This window comes from Streptococcus sp. 1621 (genome assembly GCF_013276615.1).
Taxonomy (GTDB): Bacteria; Bacillota; Bacilli; order Lactobacillales; family Streptococcaceae; genus Streptococcus.
This window is the reverse complement of sequence record NZ_VMLJ01000015.1, coordinates 10381-36765: the sequence shown is the minus strand read 5'-3', so window position 1 is coordinate 36765 and position 26385 is coordinate 10381. Positions and strand designations below refer to the sequence as shown.

Annotated in this window: 20 protein-coding genes and 1 pseudogene; all 21 read left to right on the top strand. The window is 40.4% G+C overall.

The window, feature by feature from the left end; translation table 11 throughout:
• Positions 1-114: 114 nt before the first annotated feature.
• The 21 genes and pseudogenes from rpsU to HT697_RS03995 all read left to right on the top strand — a co-directional run bounded on the left by rpsU (position 115) and on the right by HT697_RS03995 (position 26373).
• Positions 115-291, top strand: a complete 177-nt coding sequence (rpsU, locus tag HT697_RS04095) for a 30S ribosomal protein S21 (protein WP_000048054.1) — start codon at positions 115-117, stop codon at positions 289-291.
• A gap of 130 nt (positions 292-421) precedes the next feature.
• Positions 422-1357, top strand: coding sequence for an HPr(Ser) kinase/phosphatase (gene hprK / locus HT697_RS04090; protein WP_173262259.1), 936 nt, complete (start codon positions 422-424; stop codon positions 1355-1357).
• A complete protein-coding gene (gene lgt, locus HT697_RS04085) occupies positions 1350-2138 on the top strand; it encodes a prolipoprotein diacylglyceryl transferase (protein WP_173262256.1) in 789 nt (262 codons plus the stop codon). The genes hprK and lgt overlap by 8 nt, the downstream gene beginning before the upstream one ends.
• A pseudogene (locus HT697_RS04080) lies at positions 2139-2565 on the top strand (DUF948 domain-containing protein).
• Positions 2538-2927 (top strand): YtxH domain-containing protein, encoded by a 390-nt coding sequence (locus HT697_RS04075; RefSeq protein WP_173262254.1) that lies wholly within the window; start codon positions 2538-2540, stop codon positions 2925-2927. The pseudogene HT697_RS04080 and the gene HT697_RS04075 overlap by 28 nt, the downstream one beginning before the upstream one ends.
• Before the next feature lie 398 nt (positions 2928-3325).
• The gene (locus HT697_RS04070; RefSeq protein ID WP_173262251.1) at positions 3326-13858 is read left to right on the top strand and encodes a YSIRK-type signal peptide-containing protein; all 10533 of its coding nucleotides are present in this window, start codon (positions 3326-3328) and stop codon (positions 13856-13858) included.
• A gap of 180 nt (positions 13859-14038) precedes the next feature.
• On the top strand, positions 14039-15169 hold the full coding sequence (hemW, locus tag HT697_RS04065) for a radical SAM family heme chaperone HemW (RefSeq protein WP_173214070.1): 1131 nt from the start codon (positions 14039-14041) through the stop codon (positions 15167-15169).
• A gap of 4 nt (positions 15170-15173) precedes the next feature.
• Complete coding sequence (locus HT697_RS04060; RefSeq protein ID WP_173214072.1) at positions 15174-15911, top strand: acyl-[acyl-carrier-protein] thioesterase; 738 nt, start codon at positions 15174-15176, stop codon at positions 15909-15911.
• Between the two features lie 10 nt (positions 15912-15921).
• Positions 15922-16695 carry a TIGR01457 family HAD-type hydrolase gene (locus tag HT697_RS04055; protein WP_173214074.1) on the top strand — a complete coding sequence of 258 codons (774 nt, stop codon included), beginning with the start codon at positions 15922-15924 and terminating at the stop codon, positions 16693-16695.
• Positions 16685-17302 (top strand): TIGR01906 family membrane protein, encoded by a 618-nt coding sequence (locus tag HT697_RS04050; protein WP_173214076.1) that lies wholly within the window; start codon positions 16685-16687, stop codon positions 17300-17302. The genes HT697_RS04055 and HT697_RS04050 overlap by 11 nt, the downstream gene beginning before the upstream one ends.
• Positions 17303-17511: 209 nt before the next feature.
• Positions 17512-17913 carry a Spx/MgsR family RNA polymerase-binding regulatory protein gene (locus tag HT697_RS04045; RefSeq protein WP_000631259.1) on the top strand — a complete coding sequence of 134 codons (402 nt, stop codon included), beginning with the start codon at positions 17512-17514 and terminating at the stop codon, positions 17911-17913.
• Positions 17913-18191 carry a UPF0223 family protein gene (locus HT697_RS04040; protein ID WP_001041974.1) on the top strand — a complete coding sequence of 93 codons (279 nt, stop codon included), beginning with the start codon at positions 17913-17915 and terminating at the stop codon, positions 18189-18191. The genes HT697_RS04045 and HT697_RS04040 overlap by 1 nt, the downstream gene beginning before the upstream one ends.
• Complete coding sequence (locus HT697_RS04035; protein ID WP_173214077.1) at positions 18181-18954, top strand: inositol monophosphatase family protein; 774 nt, start codon at positions 18181-18183, stop codon at positions 18952-18954. Before HT697_RS04040 ends, HT697_RS04035 begins: the two co-directional genes overlap by 11 nt.
• Entirely contained in the window at positions 18955-20259 is a 1305-nt protein-coding gene (locus tag HT697_RS04030; protein WP_173214079.1) for an RsmF rRNA methyltransferase first C-terminal domain-containing protein, read from the top strand.
• Between the two features lie 220 nt (positions 20260-20479).
• Positions 20480-21358, top strand: coding sequence for a phosphate ABC transporter substrate-binding protein PstS family protein (locus tag HT697_RS04025; protein WP_173214081.1), 879 nt, complete (start codon positions 20480-20482; stop codon positions 21356-21358).
• Complete coding sequence (gene pstC, locus HT697_RS04020) at positions 21358-22275, top strand: phosphate ABC transporter permease subunit PstC (RefSeq protein WP_001070903.1); 918 nt, start codon at positions 21358-21360, stop codon at positions 22273-22275. The genes HT697_RS04025 and pstC overlap by 1 nt, the downstream gene beginning before the upstream one ends.
• Positions 22265-23149, top strand: a complete 885-nt coding sequence (gene pstA / locus HT697_RS04015) for a phosphate ABC transporter permease PstA (protein ID WP_000543046.1) — start codon at positions 22265-22267, stop codon at positions 23147-23149. Before pstC ends, pstA begins: the two co-directional genes overlap by 11 nt.
• A gap of 10 nt (positions 23150-23159) precedes the next feature.
• On the top strand, positions 23160-23963 hold the full coding sequence (pstB, locus tag HT697_RS04010; RefSeq protein ID WP_000049848.1) for a phosphate ABC transporter ATP-binding protein PstB: 804 nt from the start codon (positions 23160-23162) through the stop codon (positions 23961-23963).
• A gap of 12 nt (positions 23964-23975) precedes the next feature.
• Positions 23976-24734 (top strand): phosphate ABC transporter ATP-binding protein PstB, encoded by a 759-nt coding sequence (gene pstB, locus HT697_RS04005; protein ID WP_173218717.1) that lies wholly within the window; start codon positions 23976-23978, stop codon positions 24732-24734.
• An 11-nt stretch (positions 24735-24745) separates the two neighbouring features.
• Positions 24746-25399, top strand: coding sequence for a phosphate signaling complex protein PhoU (gene phoU / locus HT697_RS04000; RefSeq protein WP_173218719.1), 654 nt, complete (start codon positions 24746-24748; stop codon positions 25397-25399).
• Between the two features lie 158 nt (positions 25400-25557).
• Positions 25558-26373: an ABC transporter substrate-binding protein gene (locus tag HT697_RS03995; RefSeq protein ID WP_000837372.1), complete on the top strand. Its 816-nt coding sequence runs from the start codon at positions 25558-25560 to the stop codon at positions 26371-26373.
• Positions 26374-26385 lie beyond the last annotated feature (12 nt).

Genomic DNA, 26385 nt, shown 5'->3' with positions numbered 1-26385 from the left:
ACTTTGAGAAGTTAGCTGGAAGAAAAAATCAAAATTAAACCGCATTTTTGCTTGACAATTATTCCTTTTACGTGTAGAATAAAATAGATATTGAACTTGAAGGGAGTGAAAAAAATGTCTAAAACAGTAGTACGTAAGAATGAATCTCTTGACGACGCACTTCGTCGTTTCAAACGTGCGGTTACTAAAGCTGGTACTCTTCAAGAAACACGCAAACGTGAATTCTATGAAAAACCTTCTGTAAAACGTAAACGTAAATCAGAAGCAGCTCGTAAACGTAAAAAATTCTAATTAGAAATGAAAGGCTAGAGAAATCTAGTCCTTTTTCTTTTAAATAAATACTCCAAAGCCTGCAAAAATCTCAAATATCCTCTTACAATTTGATATAATAGTAAAAAGAACTCGATTGAAGGAGGAAATGATGTCGGTTTTAGTAAAAGAAGTGATTGAAAAGCTCAGACTAGACATTGTCTATGGCGAACCAGAATTGCTTGAAAAGGAAATCAATATAGCAGATATTACGCGACCTGGTCTTGAAATGACAGGCTACTTTGACTACTATACGCCAGAGCGGATTCAACTTTTGGGGATGAAGGAGTGGTCTTATCTGATTAGCATGCCTTCCAACAGCCGTTATGAAGTTTTGAAAAAAATGTTTCTACCTGAGACACCTGCGGTCATTGTTGCCCGTGGTTTGGTGGTTCCAGAGGAGATGTTAAAGGCAGCCAGAGAATGTAAGATTGCCATTTTAACCAGCCGTACAGCTACCAGTCGTTTGTCTGGAGAGCTATCTAGTTATCTGGATTCTCGTTTGGCAGAACGGACCAGTGTGCACGGTGTCTTGATGGATATCTATGGAATGGGTGTCTTGATTCAGGGCGATAGTGGAATCGGTAAGAGTGAGACAGGTCTAGAGCTTGTCAAACGTGGTCACCGCTTGGTAGCTGATGACCGTGTCGATATCTTTGCCAAGGATGAGATTACTCTCTGGGGTGAACCAGCTGAAATTTTGAAACACTTGATTGAAATTCGTGGGGTTGGTATTATCGATGTTATGAGTCTCTACGGTGCCAGTGCTGTCAAGGATTCTTCACAGGTTCAGCTGGCTGTTTACTTGGAAAATTATGATACGCATAAGACCTTTGATCGTCTTGGAAACAATGCAGAGGAACTTGAAATTTCTGGCGTAGCCATTCCTCGTATCCGTATTCCAGTTAAAACAGGTCGTAATATTTCTGTCGTGATTGAGGCAGCTGCCATGAATTATCGTGCCAAGGAAATGGGCTTTGATGCGACCCGTTTGTTCGAAGAACGGCTGACAAGTCTCATCGCTCGAAATGAGGTGCCTAATGCTTGATCCAATTGCTATTCAACTAGGACCCCTAGCCATTCGTTGGTATGCCTTATGTATTGTGACAGGCTTGATTCTTGCGGTTTATTTGACCATGAAAGAAGCTCCTAGAAAGAAGATCATACCAGACGATATTTTAGATTTTATCTTGATAGCCTTTCCCTTGGCTATTTTAGGAGCTCGTCTCTACTATGTCATTTTCCGTTTTGATTACTATAGTCAGAATTTGGGAGAAATTTTTGCAATTTGGAATGGTGGTTTGGCCATCTACGGTGGTTTGATAACTGGGGCTCTTGTGCTCTATATCTTTGCTGACCGTAAACTCATCAATACTTGGGATTTCCTAGATATTGCAGCGCCTAGCGTCATGATTGCCCAAAGTTTGGGTCGCTGGGGCAATTTCTTTAACCAAGAAGCTTATGGTGCTACAGTGGATAATCTGGATTATCTACCTGCCTTTATCCGTGATCAGATGTATATTGAAGGGAGCTACCGTCAACCGACCTTCCTTTATGAGTCTCTATGGAATCTACTTGGTTTTGCCTTGATTTTGATATTCAGACGAAAATGGAAGAGTCTCAGACGAGGTCATATCACTGCTTTCTACTTGATTTGGTATGGTTTCGGTCGTATGGTCATCGAAGGTATGCGGACAGATAGCCTCATGTTCTTTGGACTTCGAGTGTCTCAATGGCTATCAGTTGTCCTTATCGGACTTGGAATTTTTATCATTCTTTACCAAAATCGAAAGAAGGCCCCTTACTATATTACAGAGGAGGAAAACTAAATGTTAGAAGTTGCATATATTCTTGTAGCTCTTGCTTTGATTGTCTTTTTGGTCTATCTAATCATTACTGTGCAAAAGCTTGGACGTGTTATCGATGAAACAGAGAAGACGATTAAAACCTTAACTTCAGATGTGGATGTGACCTTGCATCACACCAATGAGTTGCTGGCTAAGGTCAATGTCTTGGCAGATGATATCAATGTCAAGATGGCAACGATTGATCCACTCTTCACTGCAGTTGCCGACTTATCTGTATCCGTATCAGATCTCAATGGTCAAGCGCGTGTCTTGAGCAAGAAAGCTTCATCAGCTGGTTCAAAAACACTCAAGACTGGTGCAGGTTTGACGGCTCTCCGTGTCGCAAGTAAATTTTTCAAAAAATAAAAAAGGAGAATCCTTATGGGTAAACTATCCTCAATCCTTTTAGGAACCGTTTCAGGTGCAGCTCTTGCCTTGTTTTTAACAAGTGACAAGGGCAAACAAGTTCGCAGTCAGGCTCAAGATTTTCTGGATGATTTGCGAGAAGATCCAGAATATGCCAAGGAGCAGGTCTGTGAAAAACTGACAGAAGTTAAGGAGCAGGCTACAGATTTTGCTCTGAAAACCAAAGAACAGGTCGAGTCAGGTGAAATCACTGTGGACAGTGTACTTGCTCAAGCCAAATCATGTGCTCGCCAAGCGACTGAAGCATCAAAAGATCGATTCAATAATCTCAAGGAGCAATGGCAAGAAAAGGCCGAAACTCTTGATGAATCAGAAGAGATTGTGATTGATATAACAGAAGAATAAAAGAAATAGTAACTATTCTAGGTCCTATAAACTCTCTAGTGGATTATACCTCTATAGAGCTTATAGGTTTTTTTATGTGGATAAAACCTTAAATAAAAAGAAATTTAATGATTTTTGAAAGTAGATAAGTATAATCTACTTTTTTGTGAATAGAGTTGCTTTTAAAAAAAATCAACATATTCACAATGTTATACTTAAATATACAATATTTTTCGAATTTTAAAGAATATAAGACCAAATATTTGATTAAGTATGTAGAAAATAGTATAATTGAGCTGTGATAGCTGTGATGTTATTTGCCTATAGCAATCATCATAGTGATTTTTGTAGCTTAACTCTTTTTAAGGAGTTGAAGTTAGAAAGATTGCTTTTTTATTATATTTTCCTTAGGAGAAGAAATGGAACACAAATCGAATTCATATAAAGTAAATCGACAGCAAGGTGAAAAGGTACTGCGCTTTTCGATTCGTAAATATAGATTTGGCGCTGCTTCAGTAGCTGTTGCGGCATTGATGTTTTTGTCTGGGCATCAGGCTGTTCGAGTTGAGGCTGCTCAAGTTTCAGATACTACTGAAGCACCGGTTATCCCAGATAAAGAAGAGGCTCATACTGCTACAATAGTAGATTTGCCTAAAACAGAAGATTCTCTAACTACAGGTAAAGAAGAAAAATCACTAACCACTGCTGAGAATCCGGCTGAGACTTTATCTGAGAAACTACCTGAAACTTCAACTGAGAATGCATCTGAAAACGAGACTACTGTCCTTGATAAAGAGGTAGTTGAAAAACAAACATTAGATAAGACTAAATTACAGGCTAATATTACAAAAGTTCAAGAACTCTTGGATAAGGTCAACAAGGAAAAAGCTCCAGCTTCGACCCTTGCTGCAATCCAGGCAGATTTAGAAACAGCTAATAGTGTGCTTAATAACAATAGTCTTGGGTTAACACAAGCTGAAGTAGATGCGGCAGCTAAAACGCTTAGCGATAAATTGTTTATATTATCTTCAATGCCTAAGATTGGCACTCCTGAAAAAGTAGTAAAAGAAGGCAAAAATACGATTGCTAATACTGGGTCTCGTGATTCACGTAATGGCGAAACCATGGAAGAAGGATCTGATCTTCGCTCAGCACCTATTGATAAAAATACAAAACGTGGAAAATTAGATCTTATTGTAGCAAATTCTGGATTTATTACAGGATATGCAACACCATCTTCAACAATTGAAATTAAGAAAAATGGCACAACTGTATTGACTTCTACACTAGACGATACTGGAGCTTTTAAATTAAATGCCCCAGGTATTGAAGTTGGAGATAATGTTGAGTTAGTTGTTAATGGTAAGAGTGTGCACAGTACCACGGTAAGTACGGCAAATACAGTAGCGTTTAACGACAGTTTAGCTTATATTGCTCAAGTCGATGGATATACAGCGGCAGAAGCTGATGTTAAAGTAACAGTTGGAGAAAAAACTTATAACACTAGATCACAATCAAATGGATATTTTACAGTTGATGTTGATACTAAATTAATGGTAAAAGATGCTGTTGTTACAGCAGTAGTAACTAAAAACGGCAAAGAAGTTGCTCGCGGAACAAGTACAGTACGTGATACGAAAGTAACAGACTTTGGGGTTGGTTGGATTAAAAACCCGATGATTGACTACTCACACCGTGATGTATATTCACCAGATACGAAGCAATATGCCTTCGTAAGTAAGGGGACTGCTGATCAAGCCTATGACAACATTCGTATTTATCGTGAAATGCGTATTGAAAATAATGGGGATAAATATTACTACTGGATCTTAGATTCAGGTCCAAGACCAAATGGACTGGCAGGTGTTTCTAAAAAGATTTCACTTGCGATTCCACGTACGGTTGGAGATCCTTATGAATTTACGTATACAAAATACCAAGATGGAAAACAGACCTTCCATAAGGATTATGTTAGTGCATCAGCATGGGAGTATGAACACTCTGCTTTTCGTGCTTATGTAAAAGATGGCGTCCGACGTTCAGGGGCGGCTTATACTGAAAATGTAGACGGATGGCTTAAATATATAAACCCAGAGGCTGGTACTAGACTGAATAATTGGAGGTTTAATATTTATCGTAAAAATAGCGGAGATGGTACAGAACCTAACAACGATGCCTTTTCTCGTGTTAGTGATATATTGGGGATTCGTAAAGATGGTCTTGAATACAATCTTGTTCGAGGTGTTATAGAAGACAGAATGAACGTAGTTGCAGGGCAACGTTCAATTATTACTTTCAAGACGAAAATTCTTGAAGGAAAAGAGCTAAATGATAGTATTATGTCGGATTGGGGAGATAAAAACACTAATAACCCTATGCTTGACGAAATAAAAAAACGTCTAGCCAATGACCCATTCCTTGCTTATGGAGGATATACAGAGGGTGGATATAGACGCTATAGAACTGGTGAAAATGCAATTATCGGTGTATTACCGTTGAAACCAGACGAAGCAGCTAAATATAATCTTAAACCAGTATCTAAAGAGCAAACAACTAATAAAGGTGTCGTTCCAGATGCAATTAATAGTATTGCTAATACAAAAGACTTACCTGCTGGTACAACATACCGTTGGTTTAAAGATCCAGATGTATCAAGACCTACAGCACCAAATGTACCTGTGTATGGTAAAGTGGAAGTCATTATTCCAGAACGTGGAACATTTATTGTAGATGCACCTGTGCATGTTTTAGAAGATAAGGAAAAAACACCAGAAGCTCCATCGGCAACAGCAAAAGAAGATGGATCTGTAACAGCGAAACCACAAGATTCAACGAAAGTAGATAAAATTAAAGTTAGCTACACAGATGAGGATGGTTCGAAAAAGACGGCTGAAGGAAATAAAGGAAAAAATGGAACGTGGACTGTTACGAATAATCCAGAAGTCCAAATTGATGCAAATACAGGTGCAATCACAATTCCAGCTGATAAAGTCAAAGACAATACAGAAGTAACAGCAGTTACAACAATGGGAAACAGTGATGAATCAACTCCAGCAACAGCAACTGCAAAAGCACCAAAACCTGAAAAACCAATTGTAACGGCACCAAACACTGGTGATGTAACAGCAAAACCACAAGATTCAGCTAAAGCAGATAAAATTACGGTTACTTATAAAGACGAAGATGGAACAAATGTAACGGTAGTAGGTAATAAAGGAAATGATAACACATGGACTATTGAGAATAATCCAGGTGTAACTATTGATGCAAATACAGGTGCAATCACAATTCCAGCTGACAAGGTGAGAGATAATACCGTAGTAACAGCCATCACAAAAAATGGCAATAGTGTTGACTCAGATCCTGCATCAGAAACTGCAAAAGCACCAAAACCAGCAACTCCAACAGTAGTAGCAAAAGAAGATGGATCTGTAACAGCAAAACCACAAGACCCTGAAAAAGCAGATAAAATAACGGTTACTTATACAGGAGAAGATGATTCACCAAAAACAGTAGTAGGAACGAAAGACAAATTTGGTCAATGGACTTCAGATGATACAGAAATCAACATCAATGAAGACACAGGTGAAATTACAATCCCTGCTGAAAAAGTAAAAAATGAAACAGTTGTAAAAGCTATCACGAAAAACGGAACGAGTGATGATTCAGATCCTGCAACAGACAAGGCGAAAACACCAGATAATGAACCACCTATTTTAACACTATCTGCTAACAACCTAAAAGTAGTAGAAGGCGAAACTATAACATTTAGAGTAAAAGCAAAAGATGATAAAAATGTTACTTTTGAAGCGACTGAATTTTTAGCTAAATATTTTAAGAGGTACAATGTTGGAACAACAGGAGTAGTGTCGTCTAGATATGTGAAAAATACAGAAAAAGAAAAAGAAATAGAGATTACAATTAATACTATAGCTGAAGATGTTGGTAAACAAAATACAATTATATTTAACGCAACAGATGATGCAGGAAATAAAGCTACACCAGTGATTTTCTCGTTTGATGTAACACCACGAGATAAGACAGCACCAACTATTTCAGCGGGTGGAGCAACAGTTACAAGTCATGAGGAAATTACGCCAATTCCAGTAACAGCTACAGATAACGATGGCGGAGTTGGAATGCGTGAAGATACTCCAATCGAAGTAACAGGATTACCAGAGGGATTGAAATTTGAAAATAATCAAATCGTAGGAACTCCAACTGGAGCCCCAGGAGTAACAAAAGTAACGATTACAGCTTATGATAAGAATGATAATAAGGCTGAAAAAACAATTGAAATTGTAGTTAAAGGACAAAATGACAAGTATAACCCAGTAGGAATCAATCGAACAGTTCCTAAAAACTCAACACCTAACGCAGAAGATAGTATTGGAAACAAACAAGATTTGCCACAAGGAACAAAATATCATTGGTTAACGCCACCAGATACGAGCCAAGGTGGACAAACTGTCTCGGCAGTTGTTGTGGTAGAGTATCCAGATAAAACAACAGATAACGTTAGTGTAAATATTAGTGTACCTACGAATTTGACAGCAGAAGTTACGAAACCAAATGAAGTTTTGGAGAAACGTGCAGTTGACTCTAAAAAAGTTGTCACACCAAATAAAGAGGGTTCAACGATTGCAACGCCAGATGAAGTGAATGGATTAACAGTTAATGGAGAAGGTAAATTAACAGGAACGCCAAAAGTAGAAAATTGGGGCAAAGACGAAGAAAAACGTGCTATCACAATTCCAGTTAAAGTTACGAATGGAAACGAAGAAATCACAGTAAGCGTACCAGTTACAATTTTACGTGATACGGATGGAGATGGAGAACCAGACACTACAGATCCAGATGATGACGGTGACAAAATTACGGATGAGGAAGAAAAGGCAAAGGGAACAGATCCAAAGATTTTTGATAAACCAGACAAGCCAACCTCATATGGTCTAACAGGAGCAGTAAAACCATCTACTGTTACTGAGAATAAACAAGTGACTGAACCAGGAGTTGTTACACCAAATAAGACAGGATCAACGATTGAAACACCAGCTTCTGTAAATGGATTAACCGTTGATAATAATGGAAGTTTAACAGGAACTCCAAAAGTAGACTCTTGGGGTGAAGGTGAAGAAGAACGTGATATTACTATCCCAGTAAAAGTTAAGAAGGATTCGGAAGAAGCTAATGTAAGTGTACCGGTTAAAATCCAACGCGATACAGACGGAGATGGCAATCCAGATGTGACAGATACAGATGATGATAACGATGGAATTTCAGATGACGATGAAAAGAGAAATGGAACAGATCCAAAAGTAGCAAATGGTCTGACAGGAATCGTTACAGCTCCAGCTAAAGTGAAAGAAAAAACTCCAGTACCGACGACTTTACCAAAAGTTGTAACGCCAAATAAAGAAGGTTCAACAATTACAACAGAAAATCCAGTAAATGAATTGAAAGTGAATGGAGAAGGTAAATTAGAAGGAACACCAACCGTAAATGATTGGGTTGGCGGAGAAGAAGAACGTAATATCACAATTCCTGTTAAAATTACGAGAGAAAAAGATGGAACTCCAAAAGAGGAAGTTACGGTACATGTTCCAGTGACAATCCAACGTGATACAGATAACGATGGAACTCCGGACGTTGACGATTTAGATGATGATAACGATGGAATTTCAGATGAAGATGAAAAGAATAATGGAACAGATTCAAAAACTGCAGACGGACTAAGTGTGAAAGTTACAAAACCGAATGTAGTGCTGGAGAAAAAAGAAGTTACTCCAAAAGAAGTTGTCACTCCAAATAAAAAAGATGCAACAATTACTACAACTACGCCAGAAGTGAACGGTCTGACAGTTAATGGAGAAGGAAAATTAACAGGAATTCCAACAGTGGAAAATTGGGGTAATGATGAAGAAGAAAAAACTATCAGTATCCCAGTTAAAGTAACGAGAGAAAAAGATGGTAAAAAAGAAGAAGTTGAGGAAAACGTTCCAGTCACAATCCAACGTGATACAGATGGAGATGGAATTCCAGATGTTTTAGATACAGATGATGACAATGATGGCATTCCAGATGATGTGGAGAAAAGTAATAAAACAAATCCAAAAGTTCCTGATAATCTAACAGCAATAGTTGCTGCACCAACTAAAGTTAAAGAGAAAAGCCCAGTTACTCCAACAAGAGTTGTTACACCGAATATGCCAAATTCAGCAATTACGACAGAAAATCCAATGAATGGCTTGAAAGTCAATAATGAAGGCAACTTAGAAGGAACACCGTCAGTAGATAATTGGAAAAAAGACGAAGAAGAACGTCATATCTTAATTCCGGTTAAAGTAAAAAATGGTGATAAAGAAATCATAGTAAAAGTTCCAGTCACAATCCAACGTGATACAGATGGTGATGGAATACCAGATGTTGAGGATACAGATGATGATAACGATGGAATTCCAGACACTGTAGAGGATACAAACGGAACAGATCCAAAAGCTGCAAATGATTTAGAAGTAGCAGTTACAAATCCAGACAAAGTGAAGGAGAAACAACCAGTTACTCCAATAAAAGTTGTAACTCCAAATAAAGAAGGTTCAACGATTGTAACAAACGCCCCAAATGGAACAGTGAACGGACTAAAAGTCAATGATAAAGGCGAACTGGAAGGAATCCCAACAGTAAATGATTGGGATAAAGAGGAAGAAGAACGCCCTATCGACATTCCGGTTAAAGTTACTAAAGTTGTAGAAAAATTCACAGAAAATGGTAAAGAAGAAGTAACGGAAGAAAAAGACGTAACAGTTCTAGTAACAATCCAACGTGACACAGATGGAGACGGAGATCCAGATGTTACAGATACAGATGATGATAACGATGGAATTCCAGATGAAGTTGAAAAAGCAAATGGAACAGATCCGAAAAATGCAAACAACCTAACTGCAAAAGTTTCAGATCCAACTAAAGTTACAGAGAAGAAACCAGTTCCTTCAACATTAGCGAAAGTTGTCACACCGAATAAAGACGGTTCAACAATTACAACAGAAAACCCAGTAAATGGATTAAGTGTTGATAAAGATGGTAAATTAACAGGAACACCGAGCGTAACTAATTGGGGTAGTGATGAAGAACGTAAAATCAACATTCCAGTTAAAGTTAAGAATGGTGATGAGGAAATTCGAGTAGAAGTTCCAGTTATTATTCAACGTGATACAGATGGAGATGGAGATCCAGATGTGACAGATAAAGATGATGATAATGATGGAATTTCAGATGAAGAAGAAAAGAAAAACGGAACAGATCCAAAAGTTGCTACAACACAAACTCCTGTGGAAATAACTATTACACGTGAGAAAAATGGAGACGCAATTGTTACACCGAAAAAACCAGACGGAAAACCGTACCCTAAAGATACGAAGGTAGAAATTCCAGGTGAAAATGGAACAACAATAGTAGTAACGATAGGAGAAGAAGGTTTTGGAACAGTGCCAAATGATCAACTTCCAAAAACAGAAGTACCAGGACAAGGTGTCGTAACAGAACCAAATAAAGAACCATCAAAACCAGTAGATGTAACAACACCAGCGCGTAAGACACCAACGGTAGAGTTAACTCAAAACCCAAGCACAGGAGATGTTACAGTAACACCGAAGAAAATAGATGGCTCAAACTATCCTACAGGAACTACTGTAACAATCCCAGGCAAAGATGGAAAAACGATTGATGTAGTAATCGGTGAAAATGGTTCAGGTACAGTTGCAAATGGTGATTTACCAGAAAGAGATGTACCAGGAACAGCTATCATTACAGAACCAAATCAAAAACCATCAGAACCAGTGGATATTACAACACCAGCTAAAAAGGTACCAACATTACAATTAGATCAAGATCCAAAAACTGGAGATGTAACAGTAACACCGAAAAAACCAGATGGAACAACATATCCATCAGGAACTAAGGTAGAAATTCCAGGGAAAAACGGAAATCCAATCACTGTAACAATTGGAAAAGATGGTACAGGAAAAGTTCCTAATAATGATTTACCAGAAACAGATACTCCAGGAACAGGTAAGATTAAAGAAGATGGCAAAGCAGAGGTAGAAATTAAGGTAGAAACACCGAAAAAAATTGACCCTACTGCGCCAGAAACGGCAGAATTAGGTACAATTGAAATCACAAGAAAACCAAATGGAGATGCTGTAGTTACACCTAAGACCACAGATGGAAAAAATTATCCTAAAGATACTAAAGTGAAAATTCCAGGAGAAAATGGAACAAGCATCGTAGTAACAATAGGAGAAAATGGTTCAGGAGAAGTACCGAATGACCAACTTCCAAAATATGAAGTACCAGGAAAAGGAACAGTAACAGAACCGAATAAAAAACCATCACAGCCAGTTGCTGTAACAACACCAGCTCGTAAGAAACCAACAGTGGAAATGGGACAAAATCCAAATACTGGAGATGTCACAGTAACGCCTAAGAAACCAGATGGAACACTATATCCAGAAAATACTAAGGTAGAAATTCCAGGAAAAGATGGAAAAACTATTGAAGTAACACTTGACAAAGATGGCAAAGGTACAGTTCCTAATAATGATTTACCTGATGAGGATACTCCAGGAATAGGTAAGATTAAAGAAGATGGTAAACCTGAGATAGATGTTAAGGTAGAAACACCGAAAAAAATCAATCCAAATCATCCAGCTACAGAACAACCAACTGAAATTGACATCACAAGAAAACCAAATGGAGATGCGATTGTTACACCTAAGAAACCAGATGGAACACCATATCAAGCAGGAACGACTGTGAAAATTCCAGGAGAAAATGGAACACCTATTGTTGTGACAATCGGAAAAGATGGTTTTGGATTAGTTCCGAATGACAAACTTCCAAAAGATGAAGTGCCAGGAAAAGGAATAGTAACAGAGCCAGGAGCTAGACCGTCACAACCAGTGGATGTGATAACGCCTGCTCGTAAGCCGTCAACTATACGTTTGGATCAAGATCCAAAAACTGGAGATGTAACAGTGATTCCTATGAAGCCAGGTGGAGGAACATATCCACCAGGAACTAAGGTCGAAATACCAGGTAAAAATGGTAATCCAATTGTAGTAGAAATCGGACAAGGTGGAACAGGAACAGTTCCAAATAACGACTTACCAGATGGAAATGTACCTGGAACAGGTAAGATTACAGAACCAGGAAAACCAACTACGGAAGCTCAGGTGCTAACGCCAGGTAAAATCAATCCAATCGCTCCTCAAACAGACCAATCAGGTAAGATTGAAATTACAAGAAATCCAAATGGAGATGCAGTAGTTACACCTAAGAAACCAGATGGCTCAACATATCCATCAGGAACTAAGGTTGTGATTCCAGGAGAAAATGGAACATCTATTATTGTAACGATTGGAGATAACGGCTCAGGAACAGTTCCAAATGATAAACTTCCAAAAGAAGCTGTCACAGGAAAAGGAATTGTAACAGAGCCGAATAAGAAACCGTCACAACCAGTAGCTGTAACGACACCTGCTCGTAAGACTCCAACAGTAGAGCTGACACAAGATCCAGCTACAGGAAATGTCACCGTCACACCGAAAAAACCAGATGGAACAACATATCCACCAGGAACTACGGTAGAAATTCCAGGGAAAGATGGCAAGCCAATCGTTGTACCAATCGGAAATGATGGAACAGGAACAGTTCCAAATAATGATTTACCTGATGAAGATACTCCAGGAACAGGTAGGATTAAGGAACCAGGTAAGACAACAGTTGAAGTTAAGGTAGAAACACCGAAAAAAATTGATCCTACTGCGCCAGAAACGGCAGAATTAGGTACAATTGAAATCACAATAAAACCAAATGGAGATGCAGTCGTCACACCGAAGAAGAAAACAGATAAAACAACGTATCCGGAAGGTAGTAGGGTGAAAATTCCAGGAGAAAATGGAACATCTATAGTAGTGACAATTGGAAAAGATGGCTCAGGAACAGTTCCAAATGACCAACTTCCAAAAGAAGCTAAACCAGGAAAAGGAACCGTAACAGAACCAGGTAAGAAACCATCTAATCCGGTGGATGTAACAACCCCAGCTCGTAAGACACCAACAGTAGAGTTGAATCAAGATCCAAATACAGGGGATGTGACGGTAACACCTAAGAAACCAGATGGAACACTATATCCAGAAAATACTAAGGTAGAAATACCAGGTAAGAATGGTAAACCTATCGTCGTAATAATTGGAAAAGACGGAAAAGGAACTATACCTAATAAAGATTTACCAGATGGAATAGAACCAGGAAAAGGAACGATTACTGAACCAGGAAAAGATCCTGTAGAAGTAATTGTAACAACCCCAGCCCGTAAGATACCAACACTAGATGTTTATCAAGATCCAAATACAGGTGACGTTACAGTAACGCCTAAGAAACCAGATGGTTCAACATATCCACCAGGAACGAAGGTAGAAATTCCAGGTAAGAATGGCACACCAATTGTCGTAATAATTGGACAAGACGGAAAAGCTACAATACCAAACAGTGAATTACCAGACGGTAAAGTTCCAGGTACAGGTAAGATTACTGAACCAGGTCAACCAGCTGTAGAAGTTCCAGTAGAAACTCCAGCTAAGGTAACACCAGCAACACCAACAGATACAAATCCAGTTGCACCAGTGACACCTGATACGCCAGTCAAACCTTCTACTGATGGAGATTCTGGTCAAGATACACCTACACCAACTAGTCCAACTCCAAATGCAGTTACTCCAAATGCAGATCAGGTAGATACTAAGACTACTGTTGATAAAGGAGCTAAGTCAAATGATTCTCAAAATGTATTGCCAAATACAGGAACAGAATCAAATGCGACTCTTGCATCTCTAGGACTTCTTGGTATGCTAGGCGGTCTCGGACTTGCTCTTAGAAAGAAAAAAGAAGACTAAAATAAAAATTTAGTCAAATGAACATTCATTCTTTTGTGTTTTAACAACGAACTAGATTGATTCTGATAGTTGTTTTATCCATAAAGTACAAAGAATGTTTAGAGAAAGAAAGCGAACAATGCTAGGATTTTGTTAAAGGGAATTCTAAGTATTGTTCGCTTTTGTGGTATAATAATTATTATGCAGAAAAAACCAACGTCAGCCTATGTGCACATCCCGTTTTGTACCCAGATTTGTTATTATTGTGATTTTTCAAAAGTTTTTATCAAGAATCAGCCAGTCGACAGCTATTTAGAGCATCTGTTAGAAGAGTTTCGTTATTATGATATTCAAAAGTTGCGGACCCTCTACATTGGTGGTGGGACACCAACAGCCTTGTCAGCTCCGCAACTGGAGGTGTTATTGAAGGGCTTGACTAAAAACTTGGACTTGTCTGTCTTGGAGGAGTTGACCATTGAAGCCAATCCAGGCGACTTGGATGCAGATAAGATAGCTGTTTTGAAGAACTCGGCTGTCAATCGTGTGTCGCTAGGTGTGCAGACCTTTGACGACAAGATGCTGAAAAAAATTGGGCGCAGTCATTTGGAGAAAGATATTTATGAAAATATCGATCGCCTGAAACTGGCTGGTTTTGACAATATCTCCATCGATTTGATTTATGCACTGCCTGGTCAGACCATGGAGCAGGTCAAGGAAAATGTGGCTAAGGCCATTGGACTTGATATTCCCCATATGAGTTTGTATAGCTTGATTTTAGAAAATCATACGGTCTTTATGAACCGTATGCGACGAGGGAAATTGCCTCTGCCTAAGGAGGAACTGGAAGCGGAGATGTTTGAGTACATCATCGCAGAGCTGGAGCGAGCTGGTTTTGAGCATTATGAGATTTCCAATTTCTCCAAACCCGGTTTTGAAAGTCGTCACAATCTCATGTACTGGGACAATGCTGAATACTATGGCATCGGTGCTGGAGCATCTGGTTATGTCAATGGAGTGCGCTATAAAAATCATGGTCCCATTCGTCATTATCTCAGTGCAGTTGAGGAAGGTAATGCTCGCATCACAGAAGAGCACCTGAGTCAAAAAGAGCAAATGGAAGAAGAAATGTTCTTGGGGCTCCGCAAGAAATCAGGGGTCTCTATGGCGCGATTTGAAGAAAAATTTGGACGGTCTTTCGATGGACTTTATGGAGAAATTGTCAGAGACTTGGTGCAACAAGGTCTCATGCAAATAGACGGTGATCGCGTGCGCATGACAAAAAGAGGTCTCTTTTTAGGAGACATCGTAGCAGAACGATTTATTTTGGAGTAGGATGATGGGCTTAACTTATCAAATGAAAATGAAAATTCCTTTTGATATGGCTGATATGAACGGTCATATCAAGCTTCCAGATGTGATTTTGCTGTCCCTGCAAGTTTCAGGGATGCAGTCGATTGAACTGGGAGTTAGTGATAAGGCCATTTTGGAAAACTATAATCTGGTCTGGATTATCACAGATTATGATATTGAGGTGGTTCGTTTGCCTCGTTTTGCGGAAGAAATCACTATCGAGACGGAAGCCCTGAGCTATAATCGACTCTTTTGCTACCGTCGCTTTACCATTTATGATGAAGCGGGACAGGACCTTATCCACATGATGGCGACCTTTGTTCTCATGGATCGAGACAGTCGAAAAGTCCATGCTGTTGAACCTGAGATTGTGGCTCCGTATCAGTCTGATTTTGATAAAAAACTTATCCGCGGACCAAAGTATGAGACTTTGGAAGAGCCAATCAGCAAGGATTACCATGTCCGTTTTTACGATTTGGATATGAATGGTCATGTCAATAACAGTAAATACTTGGACTGGATTTTTGAGGTCATGGGAGCGGACTTTTTGACCCAATATATTCCCAAGAAAATCAACCTCAAGTATGTCAAGGAAGTTCGACCAGGTGGGGTGATTACATCGGCTGTTGAACGGACTGAACTGGAAAGCAAGCATGAGATTACAAGCGACGGTGTTACCAATGCACAGGCTATTATTACTTGGCAAGAAATAGAAAAGGCTTAGGGAGAAATAGATGAAATATAAAGGCTATTTAATTGATTTAGACGGAACCATTTATAAGGGGAAAGATAGAATTCCAGCAGGAGAGGCTTTTGTTCATGAATTGCAAAAGCGGGACATCTCCTATCTCTTTGTGACTAACAATACAACCCGCACTCCTGAGAGTGTTCAGGAGATGCTGGCTCAGAATTTTAATATCGATACTCCTCTATCGACTGTCTACACAGCGACTTTGGCAACTATCGACTATATGAACGACTTGGGACTGGAAAAGACTGTCTATGTCATCGGAGAAGCAGGTCTCAAGGAAGCCATCAAGGCGGCTGGTTATGTGGAAGACAAGAAAAATCCTGCCTATGTGGTAGTAGGTCTGGACTGGCAAGTTGACTATGAAAAATTTGCGACAGCAACTCTAGCTATCCAAAAGGGTGCTCACTTTATCGGAACCAATCCTGATCTCAACATCCCTACAGAACGCGGTCTTTTGCCAGGGGCTGGTTCACTGATTACCCTACTTGAAGTAGCAACACGAGTGAAGCCTGTTTATATCGGAAAACCAAATGCTATCATTATGGACAAGGCGGTTGAGCACCTAGGTTTGGAACGTGAAGAGTTGATCATGGTTGGGGACAATTATCTGACTGATATTCGGGCTGGGATTGACAATGGCATTCCAACGCTCTTGGTGACGACAGGTTTTACCAAGGCAGAAGAAGTAGCAGACCTGCCAATCGCACCGACTCATGTGGTTTCTAGCCTTGCGGAGTGGAACTTTGATGAAAACTAAATTAACCTTTTGGAGCTCTATGCTCTTTCTCCTCTCTCTTTTTATCCTTCTGACCATTTATCTGGCTTGGATTTTTTATCCGCTGGAAATCAAGTGGTTGAACTTAACGAATCGAGTTTATCTAAAACCAGAAACCATTCAGTACAACTTTCATATCTTGATGAATTACCTGACCAATCCTTTTAGTCAGGTCCTAGAGATGCCAGATTTTCGTTCGTCAGCAGCTGGTCTGCACCACTTTGAGGTGGCCAAGAACCTCTTTCACTTGGTTCAGCTAGTAGCTCTAGTGACACTTCCAAGTTTCTATTTCTTTGTCAATAAGATTGTAAAAAAGGGCTTTTTATCTTTATTTAGTAAAGGGCTCCTGACCCTAGTGGTTTTTCCTTTGCTGATTGGACTTGGGGGAGTTTTGATTGGTTTTGACCAATTCTTTACTCTTTTCCATCAAATTCTCTTTGTGGGAGATGATACCTGGCTTTTTGACCCATCCAAGGATCCAGTTATTCTGATTTTACCAGAGACTTTCTTCCTTCATGCTTTCCTCCTCTTTTTTGCCCTCTATGAAAGCTTCTTTGGCTATCTTTATCTGAAAAGTCGTAAGAAGTGAATTGAAAGCTGTTTTTAATTTGTATATATAAAAATGCATATGATTTAAAGCTATCCTTAAGAGTGAATTAAGCAAATCCAATTGTGTCAATCGTTCGCAAACAGTCTATTTTTCTTGAAAAAATAGGCTTTTTTTCTAAAAATCTCTAGTCAAGCGCTTTATTTTTTTGTATAATAGAATTAGCAAAGTATAGATAAGAAGAGAAAAGCATGATTACACTATTTCTATCACCGAGCTGTACATCATGTCGTAAGGCTAAGGCCTGGTTAGAAAAACATAAGGTTCCCTTTGTGGAACACAATATTATGACCAGTCCTTTAACAAGAAAAGAATTGCAACACATCCTTTCCTTGACCGAAAATGGTACTGATGACATCATTTCAACTCGTTCAAAAATTTTTCAAAAATTGAATATTGATGTAGAGAGTATTTCGGTATCGGAATTGCTTCATTTGATTGAGCAGTACCCTAGTCTTTTGCGTCGTCCCATTATTATCGATGCCAAGCGCATGCAGATCGGTTTTAATGAAGATGAGATTCGTGCTTTTCTTCCTCGTAGTTACCGTAAGCAAGAACTAAAAGAAGCAAGAATGAGAGCTGGTATTAGTTAATGAACAAACAGTATAGTTACCCACTAGATTTGTCGTGGAGCACTGAAGAACTTGCTTCAGTGCTTTCTTTTTTTAATGATGTTGAAGCTGCCTATGAGGGCAAGGTAGAGGCTAAAAAGTTACTGGACTCCTATAAGGGATTCAAGGCGGTCGTGCCAAGCAAGAGTGAGGAGAAACGTTTGGGACGAGAATTTGAAACAGTTAGTGGCTATTCGCTTTACCGAGCAGTTCAGGCTGCCAAGGAAAAAGGGGAAGGAAAGATTTCTCTTGGAAAGTAAATTTGAATTTGCTAAAGAGCTAATTAAGAAAGCGGGCCAGTACATACTTGACCATATGCAGGAAGATTTGCAGGTTACGACTAAGTCCTCTCCAACAGATTTGGTGACCAGACTGGACAAGGAAGTTCAGGAGCTATTGGTTGGTGAGATTTTGTCCCGTTATCCTGAGGATAAGATTTGTGCTGAAGAAGGTTGTCTGCGAGCTTCAGTTCAAGAGGGCAAGGTTTGGGTCATTGATCCCATTGATGGGACCAATAATTTTGTGGCCCAGCAGGAAGATTTTGCTGTCATGATGGCTTATTTTGAAAATGGTCAGGGGCAGTTTGGGCTGATTTATGATGTGGTCAAAGGGGATTGTTATCACGGTGGTGGGGAATTTCCGGTTTGCCGAAACGATCAGCCCCTAGCTCCTTTTAAAACTAAACCACTTGGAGATTTTCTTATTGCAGGGAATAGTGGCATGCTGGAAACCAATGAATGGGGACTGGCTGATTTGAGTCGAGCCGTACTAGGTGTACGTGTCTATGGTAGTGCGGCCATTAGTTTTGCCAAGATTTTGTCAGGGCGTTTGTTGACCTATGTCACCTATCTGCAACCATGGGATTATGCTGCGGCTAGTATTTTAGGGGAAAGTCTGGGCTATGAGGTTGTGACTCTTTCTGGTGAAGCTCCTGATTTTCAAACCAGACAACCGGTCATGATGCTACCTCTTGAGATGCAGGAGGAAATTCAGTCCTATATTTACGAAAGGAAAAGAACTTAAATGCAATTTCCAGAAGGATTTGTTGAAAAATATGAAGAGATACTAGGAGATGAGGCAAGAGATTTTCTTGCCTCTTTTGAGGAGGAAGCGGTTTCGGCCTTTCGGGTCAATCCCTTAAAAGAAGAGCAACTTTCCTTTTCTGATGCCATTCCTCAAACCCCTTGGGGACACTATGGGAAGGTTTCAGGTAAATCGCCTGAGCATGCTACAGGTTTAGTATATTCGCAAGAACCCGCTGCTCAAATGGTGGCTCAGGTAGCCCAGCCTAGTCCTGGAATGAAGGTTTTGGATTTGGCCGCTGCACCGGGTGGTAAATCAACTCAATTAGCAGCCTATCTAGCAGGGGAAGGGCTTCTTGTTTCCAATGAAATTTCAAGCAAACGGGCTAAGATTTTAGTAGAAAACATGGAGCGCTTTGGAGCGACAAATGTCGTGGTGACCAATGAATCTGCTGACCGTTTGTCCAAGGTCTTTAAAGGCTATTTTGACCTCATTGTCCTAGATGCCCCTTGCTCAGGGGAAGGGATGTTCCGTAAGCAACCAGATGCTATGGACTATTGGAGCCTTGATTATCCGAGCCAATGTGCTAGCTTGCAAAGAGAAATTCTGGAAGATGCAGTAACCATGCTTGCAGAAGGTGGCCGTCTGGTTTATTCAACCTGTACCTGGGCACCTGAGGAAAACGAAGAGATTGTCAATTGGTTGCTGGAGGAGTATGATTTTGACTTGTTGCCAGTAGAGCATATCAATGGAATGGTAGCTGGTATTGACCTGCCAGAAACGGCTCGGATGTACCCTCATCATTTTAAGGGAGAGGGTCAGTTTGTAGCTCATCTACAGTTTAAGGGTGATAATCCAGCTCCTAAATTTAAGGCAAGTAAGAGCAATCTCAGCCGAGAACAAGTTGTCTTGTGGCAGGAATTTGCCCAAAAACACCTAAAAATCAATCTATCAGGTATCTTGCAGACGTTTGGAGATCAGCTTTATCTCTTGCCAGAACTTTTGCCAGATTTAGGGAAACTCAAGATTGCTCGCAATGGACTGCATCTAGGGACCTTTAAGAAGAAACGCTTTGAGCCTAGTTTTGCTCTTGGTCTAGCCTTGAAACCGAGTCAGGTCAAGCAGTCGGTTGAAATTGACCAAGAAGAGTTTGTAAAGTATGTGGCTGGAGAAACTGTTCAGCTGGCAGAAAGTCTGCCAAATGGTTGGTACCAAGTTTTGGTTCAAGGCAATGGTTTGGGCTTTGCTAAGGTGACTGGAAATGTTTTGAAAAATTATTTTCCTAAAGGTCTCAGATTCAAGTGAAAATGCTAGTCAAAGTAGCTTGTCTATGTTATAGTGGAAGTATGGATTTTTTTCAAATTGTCTTTCATTTTAAGTCAAAATTGGTGGGAAAGGTAACTGAGCAAATTTCTAGTAAAACTAAGCTAGTAACTTCAGTTGGCTCCCTATTTTCAAAAGAAAAATATAAATAAATTGTTGAAAAAATTCACAGCATTCACCATTATTTTCAAGGAGAAAAACAGTGAAAAAAAGGAAAAAACTCGCTCTATCCCTTGCAGCTCTTTTGCTGGCAGGTTCTTTGGCGGGATGTGCTAGCTGGATTGATCGTGGAGAATCCATGACAGCTGTTGGTTCAACGGCTCTTCAGCCCTTGGTCGAAGCAGCAGCAGATGAATTTGGCTCTATGCACATTGGAAAAACAGTCAACGTCCAAGGTGGAGGATCTGGTACAGGTCTGTCTCAGGTTCAGTCTGGAGCCGTTGATGTAGGAAATTCAGACGTATTTGCCGAGGAAAAAGACGGTATAAACGCATCCGCTCTAGTAGACCACAAGGTTGCTGTAGCGGGCTTGGCAGTGATTGTAAACAAAGAAGTTGACGTTGAAAATCTGACAACTGAACAACTCCGTAGTATCTTCACAGGCCAAGTGACCAACTGGAAAGAGGTCGGTGGAAAAGATCTAGCCATTTCTATTATCAACCGTGCAGCAAGTTCTGGTTCGCGTGCAACCTTTGATAGTGTTGTCATGGATGGCCAATCTGCCATGCAGAGTCAAGAACAGGATTCAAATGGGATGGTCAAAAACATTGTTTCCCAGACACCAGGAGCCATTTCTTACCTAGCCTTTGCCTATGTGGATGACTCGGTGAAACGCATGAAGTTGAATGGCTATGAGCCAATTGCAGAAAATGTTACAAGCAATAACTGGCCTTTGTGGTCTTACGAACACATGTATACCCTAGGTCAACCAAATGAATTGGTGGCAGAATTTCTCAACTTTGTCCTCTCAGATGAAGCGCAAAGTGGAATCGTTAAGGGGATGGGTTACATTTCTGTTAAGGAAATGAAGGTTGAAAAAGATGCTGTCGGAACGGTGACAGCGCTAGAAGGGAGTCAATAATGAATCAAGAAGAATTAGCTAAAAAATTACTTTCTCCCTCAAAGAACTCTCGTTTAGAGAAACTAGGAAAAGGTTTGACCTTTGCCTGTCTGTCTTTGATTGTCATCATTGTGGCAATGATTTTGATTTTCGTAGCCCAAAAAGGCTTGTCGACCTTCTTTGTCAATGGAGTTAATATCTTTGATTTCCTATTTGGTCAAACTTGGAATCCTTCAGGTAAACAATTTGGTGCCCTTCCTATGATTTTGGGTTCCTTTATTGTCACAATCCTGTCAGCACTTATCGCAACTCCTTTTGCCATTGGAGCAGCTGTCTTTATGACCGAAGTCTCACCAAAAGGTGCTAGAATCTTGCAACCAGCCATTGAATTGCTGGTCGGTATCCCTTCCGTTGTGTATGGATTTATCGGTTTGCAGGTCGTAGTTCCTTTTGTTCGCAGTGTCTTTGGTGGAACTGGTTTTGGGATTTTGTCAGGGATTTTCGTTCTCTTTGTCATGATTTTACCGACGGTAACCTTTATGACAACGGATAGTTTGCGTGCGGTGCCTCGTCACTACCGTGAAGCTAGTTTGGCTATGGGGGCCACTCGTTGGCAAACCATCTGGCGCGTGACCTTGAAGGCAGCGCGTTCAGGGATTTTCACAGCAGTGGTCTTTGGGATGGCGCGTGCCTTTGGTGAGGCCTTGGCCATTCAGATGGTAGTCGGAAACTCAGCAGTTGTCCCAACTTCATTGACAACACCTGCTGCGACCTTGACCTCTGTGTTGACCATGGGTATCGGAAATACCGTTATGGGAACAGTTGACAATAACGTTCTCTGGTCACTGGCCTTAGTCTTACTCTTGATGAGTTTGGCCTTCAACAGTGTGATTAAATTGATTACGAAAGAAAGAGGAAAGAAAAACTATGCACGCTAAGAAATTAGATAAAATTGCAACAGCTGTCCTCTACTCGATTGCAGGGATTATCGTTGCCATCTTGGCATCCTTGATTCTCTATATCTTGGTTCGTGGTTTGCCTCACATCTCTTGGTCTTTCTTGACTGGCAAATCATCTTCTTACCAAGCAGGTGGAGGGATTGGAATTCAGCTTTATAATTCCTTCTTCCTTTTGGTCATTACCTTGATTATCTCTGTGCCTTTGTCTATGGGAGCTGGGATTTTCCTAGCTGAATATGCCAAGAAAGGTCCTGTGACCAATTTTGTCAGAACCTGTATTGAAATCTTATCTTCACTGCCATCAGTGGTTGTGGGTCTCTTTGGTTATTTGATCTTTGTAGTTCAGTTTGAGTATGGATTTTCAATAATCTCAGGTGCCTTGGCCTTGACGGTCTTTAACCTGCCTCAGATGACGCGTAATGTTGAGGACAGTTTGAAACACGTTCACCATACGCAGCGTGAAGCTGGTCTGGCCCTTGGGATTTCTCGTTGGGAGACTGTGGTCCATGTGGTCATTCCAGAAGCCCTACCAGGTATTGTGACTGGAGTCGTCTTGGCCTCTGGTCGTATATTTGGTGAGGCTGCGGCTCTTATCTATACAGCAGGACAATCCGCTCCAGCCCTTGACTGGTCTAACTGGAATATTCTCAGTGTGACTAGCCCAATCTCTATCTTCCGTCAAGCAGAAACCTTGGCTGTCCACATCTGGAAGGTCAATAGTGAAGGAACCATTCCAGATGGAACTATCGTATCAGCAGGTTCTGCGGCCGTGCTCCTCATCTTTATCCTCATTTTTAACTTTGGAGCCCGTAAACTCGGAAGCTACTTACACAAGAAATTAACCGCTGCCTAAAGGAGAAGCCATGTCAAAATATAATTGGGATGAAAAGCATATCATCACCTTTCCTGAAGAGAAAGTGGCCCTCTCTACTAAGGATTTACATGTTTACTACGGTAAAAATGAATCTATTAAGGGCATCGATATGCAATTTGAAAAAAATAAAATCACGGCCTTAATTGGCCCTTCTGGTTCAGGGAAATCAACCTACCTCCGCAGTCTCAACCGTATGAATGATACCATTGATATTGCCAAGGTCACAGGTCAAATCCTCTATCAAGGGATTGATGTCAACCGCCCAGAAATCAACGTTTATGAGATGCGCAAGCACATTGGAATGGTCTTCCAACGCCCAAATCCCTTTGCCAAGTCTATCTACCGCAATATCACTTTTGCTCATGAACGTGCAGGGGTTAAGGACAAGCAAGTCTTGGATGAAATTGTGGAAACTTCTCTCCGTCAAGCTGCCCTTTGGGATCAGGTCAAAGACGATTTGCACAAGTCAGCCTTGACCTTATCAGGTGGTCAGCAGCAACGTCTTTGTATCGCTCGTGCTATTTCTGTTAAACCAGATATTCTCTTGATGGATGAGCCAGCGTCTGCCTTGGATCCGATTGCGACAGCCCAGCTGGAAGAAACCATGTTGGAATTAAAGAAGGACTTTACCATCATTATCGTGACCCACAGTATGCAACAGGCTGCGCGTGCTAGTGATTACACAGGATTTTTCTACTTGGGTGACTTGATTGAGTATGATAAGACGTCTAATATTTTCCAAAATGCCAAACTACAGTCAACCAATGACTACGTAACAGGACACTTTGGATAGAAAGGAAACAGTATGACAGAAGCGATTTTACAGGTGTCAGACCTGTCCGTTTACTACAATCAAAAGAAGGCCTTGAATAGTGTTTCCCTCTCTTTCCAACCCAAGGAGATTACAGCCTTGATTGGTCCATCTGGATCAGGGAAATCAACCCTCCTCAAGGCTATCAACCGCATGGGGGATCTCAATCCAGAGGTGACCACAACTGGTTCAGTAGTTTATAACGACCATAATATTTACAGCCCACGTACAGATACAGTTGAATTGCGGAAGGAAATCGGTATGGTTTTCCAACAGCCCAACCCTTTCCCTATGTCCATCTACGAAAATGTTGTCTATGGGCTTCGTATCAATGGAGTGAAGGACAAGCAGGTTCTGGATGAAGCAGTGGAAAAAGCCTTGCAACGAGCTTCTATCTGGGATGAGGTCAAGGATCGCCTACATGATTCAGCTATCGGACTTTCAGGTGGACAACAGCAACGTGTCTGCGTTGCCCGTGTCTTGGCAACCAGTCCTAAAATCATTCTCTTGGATGAACCGACTTCAGCCTTGGACCCTATCTCGGCTGGTAAGATTGAGGAAACCTTGTATGGTCTAAAAGATAAATATACCATGCTCTTGGTTACGCGTTCTATGCAACAAGCCTCTCGTATTTCTGACAAGACAGGATTTTTCCTAGATGGAGATTTGATTGAGTTTAACGATACCAAGAAGATGTTCCTCAACCCACAACACAAGGAAACAGAAGATTATATTTCAGGAAAATTTGGATAAGGAGATAAATGATGTTACGTTCTCAATTTGAAGAAGATTTAGAGAAATTGCACAACCAGTTCTACGCTATGGGACAAGAAGTGCTATCTCAAATCAATCGTACGGTGCGTGCCTTTGTTACGCATGACCGTGATTTGGCCAAGGAAGTCATCGAAGACGATGCAGAAGTAAACGAATACGAAGTGAAATTGGAGAAGAAATCATTTGAAATGATTGCCCTTCAACAACCCGTTTCTCAGGACTTGCGTACTGTTTTGACAGTCTTGAAGGCTGTATCTGACTTGGAACGTATGGGTGACCATGCTGTTTCTATTGCCAAGGCGGCAATTCGTATGAAAGGGGAGCAACGTATCCCAGCTGTTGAAGAAGAAATCAAGAAAATGGGTCGCGATGTCAAGAACTTCGTCGAAGCAGCCCTTGAACTCTACCTGAATGGTTCAGTAGACCATGCCTATGAAGTAGCAGCCATGGACGAAAAAATCAACCATTATTTTGATAGCATTCGTGACTTGGCTACAGAAGAAATCAAGAAAAATCCAGATGCCATCGTTACAGGTCGTGATTACTTCCAAGTGATTGCCTTCTTGGAACGCATTGGAGATTATGCCAAGAATATCTGTGAATGGGTTGTTTACTTTGAAACAGGTAAGATTGTCGAACTATAAAATAGGTTCATTCTGTATAAAAAGGAGCTGGAAGCCAACTGATAGCTCCTTTTCTTGAATGAAAAAAATATTTTCAAGATAAAAATTCAAAAAAGTGCTTGACAAGTAGCTTGAATAGCGTTATAATTATACAAAATCAACAGAGAGGTTGTTTATTTATGAAATCAAAAAAATGGATATTTGTTTTATGTAGTTTTCTTGCAAGTTTCTTCTTAGTAGCTTGCCAGTCAGGTTCGAATGGTTCTCAGTCAGCTGTTGAGGCCATTAAGCAAAAGGGGAAATTAGTTGTGGCGACTAGTCCTGACTATGCACCTTTTGAATTTCAGTCTTTAGTTGACGGGAAAAATCAGGTAGTCGGTGCGGACATTGATATGGCTCAAGCTATCGCTGATGAACTTGGGGTGAAGTTGGAAATCTCAAGCATGAGTTTTGACAATGTTTTAACCAGTCTTCAAACTGGTAAGGCTGACCTAGCAGTTGCGGGAATTAGTGCTACTGACGAGAGAAAAGAAGTTTTTGATTTTTCAATCCCTTACTATGAGAACAAGATTAGTTTCTTGGTTCGTAAAGCTGATGTAGAAAAATACAAGGATTTAACTAGCCTTGAAAGTGCTAATATTGCAGCCCAAAAAGGGACTGTTCCAGAATCTATGGTCAAGGAACAATTACCAAAAGCACAGCTGACTTCCCTAACCAATATGGGGGAAGCAGTTAATGAATTGCAGGCTGGAAAAGTAGATGCTGTTCATATGGATGAGCCTGTTGCCCTTAGCTATGCTGCTAAAAACGCGGACCTAGCTGTCGCAACTGTCAGCTTGAAGATGAAGGACGGCGAAGCCAACGCAGTTGCCCTTAGAAAAAATAGTGCTGATTTGAAAGAAGTGGTGGACAAGGTCATCCAAAAACTCAAGGATGACGGCACCTACCAAAAATATCTTGAAAAGGCAGCAACCTTAACAGAAGTTGAAGAATAATACTCAATGAAA

Excerpts from the sequence above, each read along its gene's own strand:
- rpsU (WP_000048054.1), top strand. The coding sequence starts at position 115 with ATGTCTAAAACAGTAGTACGTAAGAATGAATCTCTTGACGACGCACTT.
- hprK (WP_173262259.1), top strand. The coding sequence starts at position 422 with ATGTCGGTTTTAGTAAAAGAAGTGATTGAAAAGCTCAGACTAGACATT.
- lgt (WP_173262256.1), top strand. The coding sequence starts at position 1,350 with ATGCTTGATCCAATTGCTATTCAACTAGGACCCCTAGCCATTCGTTGG.
- HT697_RS04075 (WP_173262254.1), top strand. The coding sequence starts at position 2,538 with ATGGGTAAACTATCCTCAATCCTTTTAGGAACCGTTTCAGGTGCAGCT.
- HT697_RS04070 (WP_173262251.1), top strand. The coding sequence starts at position 3,326 with ATGGAACACAAATCGAATTCATATAAAGTAAATCGACAGCAAGGTGAA.
- hemW (WP_173214070.1), top strand. The coding sequence starts at position 14,039 with ATGCAGAAAAAACCAACGTCAGCCTATGTGCACATCCCGTTTTGTACC.
- HT697_RS04060 (WP_173214072.1), top strand. The coding sequence starts at position 15,174 with ATGGGCTTAACTTATCAAATGAAAATGAAAATTCCTTTTGATATGGCT.
- HT697_RS04055 (WP_173214074.1), top strand. The coding sequence starts at position 15,922 with ATGAAATATAAAGGCTATTTAATTGATTTAGACGGAACCATTTATAAG.
- HT697_RS04050 (WP_173214076.1), top strand. The coding sequence starts at position 16,685 with ATGAAAACTAAATTAACCTTTTGGAGCTCTATGCTCTTTCTCCTCTCT.
- HT697_RS04045 (WP_000631259.1), top strand. The coding sequence starts at position 17,512 with ATGATTACACTATTTCTATCACCGAGCTGTACATCATGTCGTAAGGCT.
- HT697_RS04040 (WP_001041974.1), top strand. The coding sequence starts at position 17,913 with ATGAACAAACAGTATAGTTACCCACTAGATTTGTCGTGGAGCACTGAA.
- HT697_RS04030 (WP_173214079.1), top strand. The coding sequence starts at position 18,955 with ATGCAATTTCCAGAAGGATTTGTTGAAAAATATGAAGAGATACTAGGA.
- pstC (WP_001070903.1), top strand. The coding sequence starts at position 21,358 with ATGAATCAAGAAGAATTAGCTAAAAAATTACTTTCTCCCTCAAAGAAC.
- pstA (WP_000543046.1), top strand. The coding sequence starts at position 22,265 with ATGCACGCTAAGAAATTAGATAAAATTGCAACAGCTGTCCTCTACTCG.
- pstB (WP_000049848.1), top strand. The coding sequence starts at position 23,160 with ATGTCAAAATATAATTGGGATGAAAAGCATATCATCACCTTTCCTGAA.
- pstB (WP_173218717.1), top strand. The coding sequence starts at position 23,976 with ATGACAGAAGCGATTTTACAGGTGTCAGACCTGTCCGTTTACTACAAT.
- phoU (WP_173218719.1), top strand. The coding sequence starts at position 24,746 with ATGTTACGTTCTCAATTTGAAGAAGATTTAGAGAAATTGCACAACCAG.
- HT697_RS03995 (WP_000837372.1), top strand. The coding sequence starts at position 25,558 with ATGAAATCAAAAAAATGGATATTTGTTTTATGTAGTTTTCTTGCAAGT.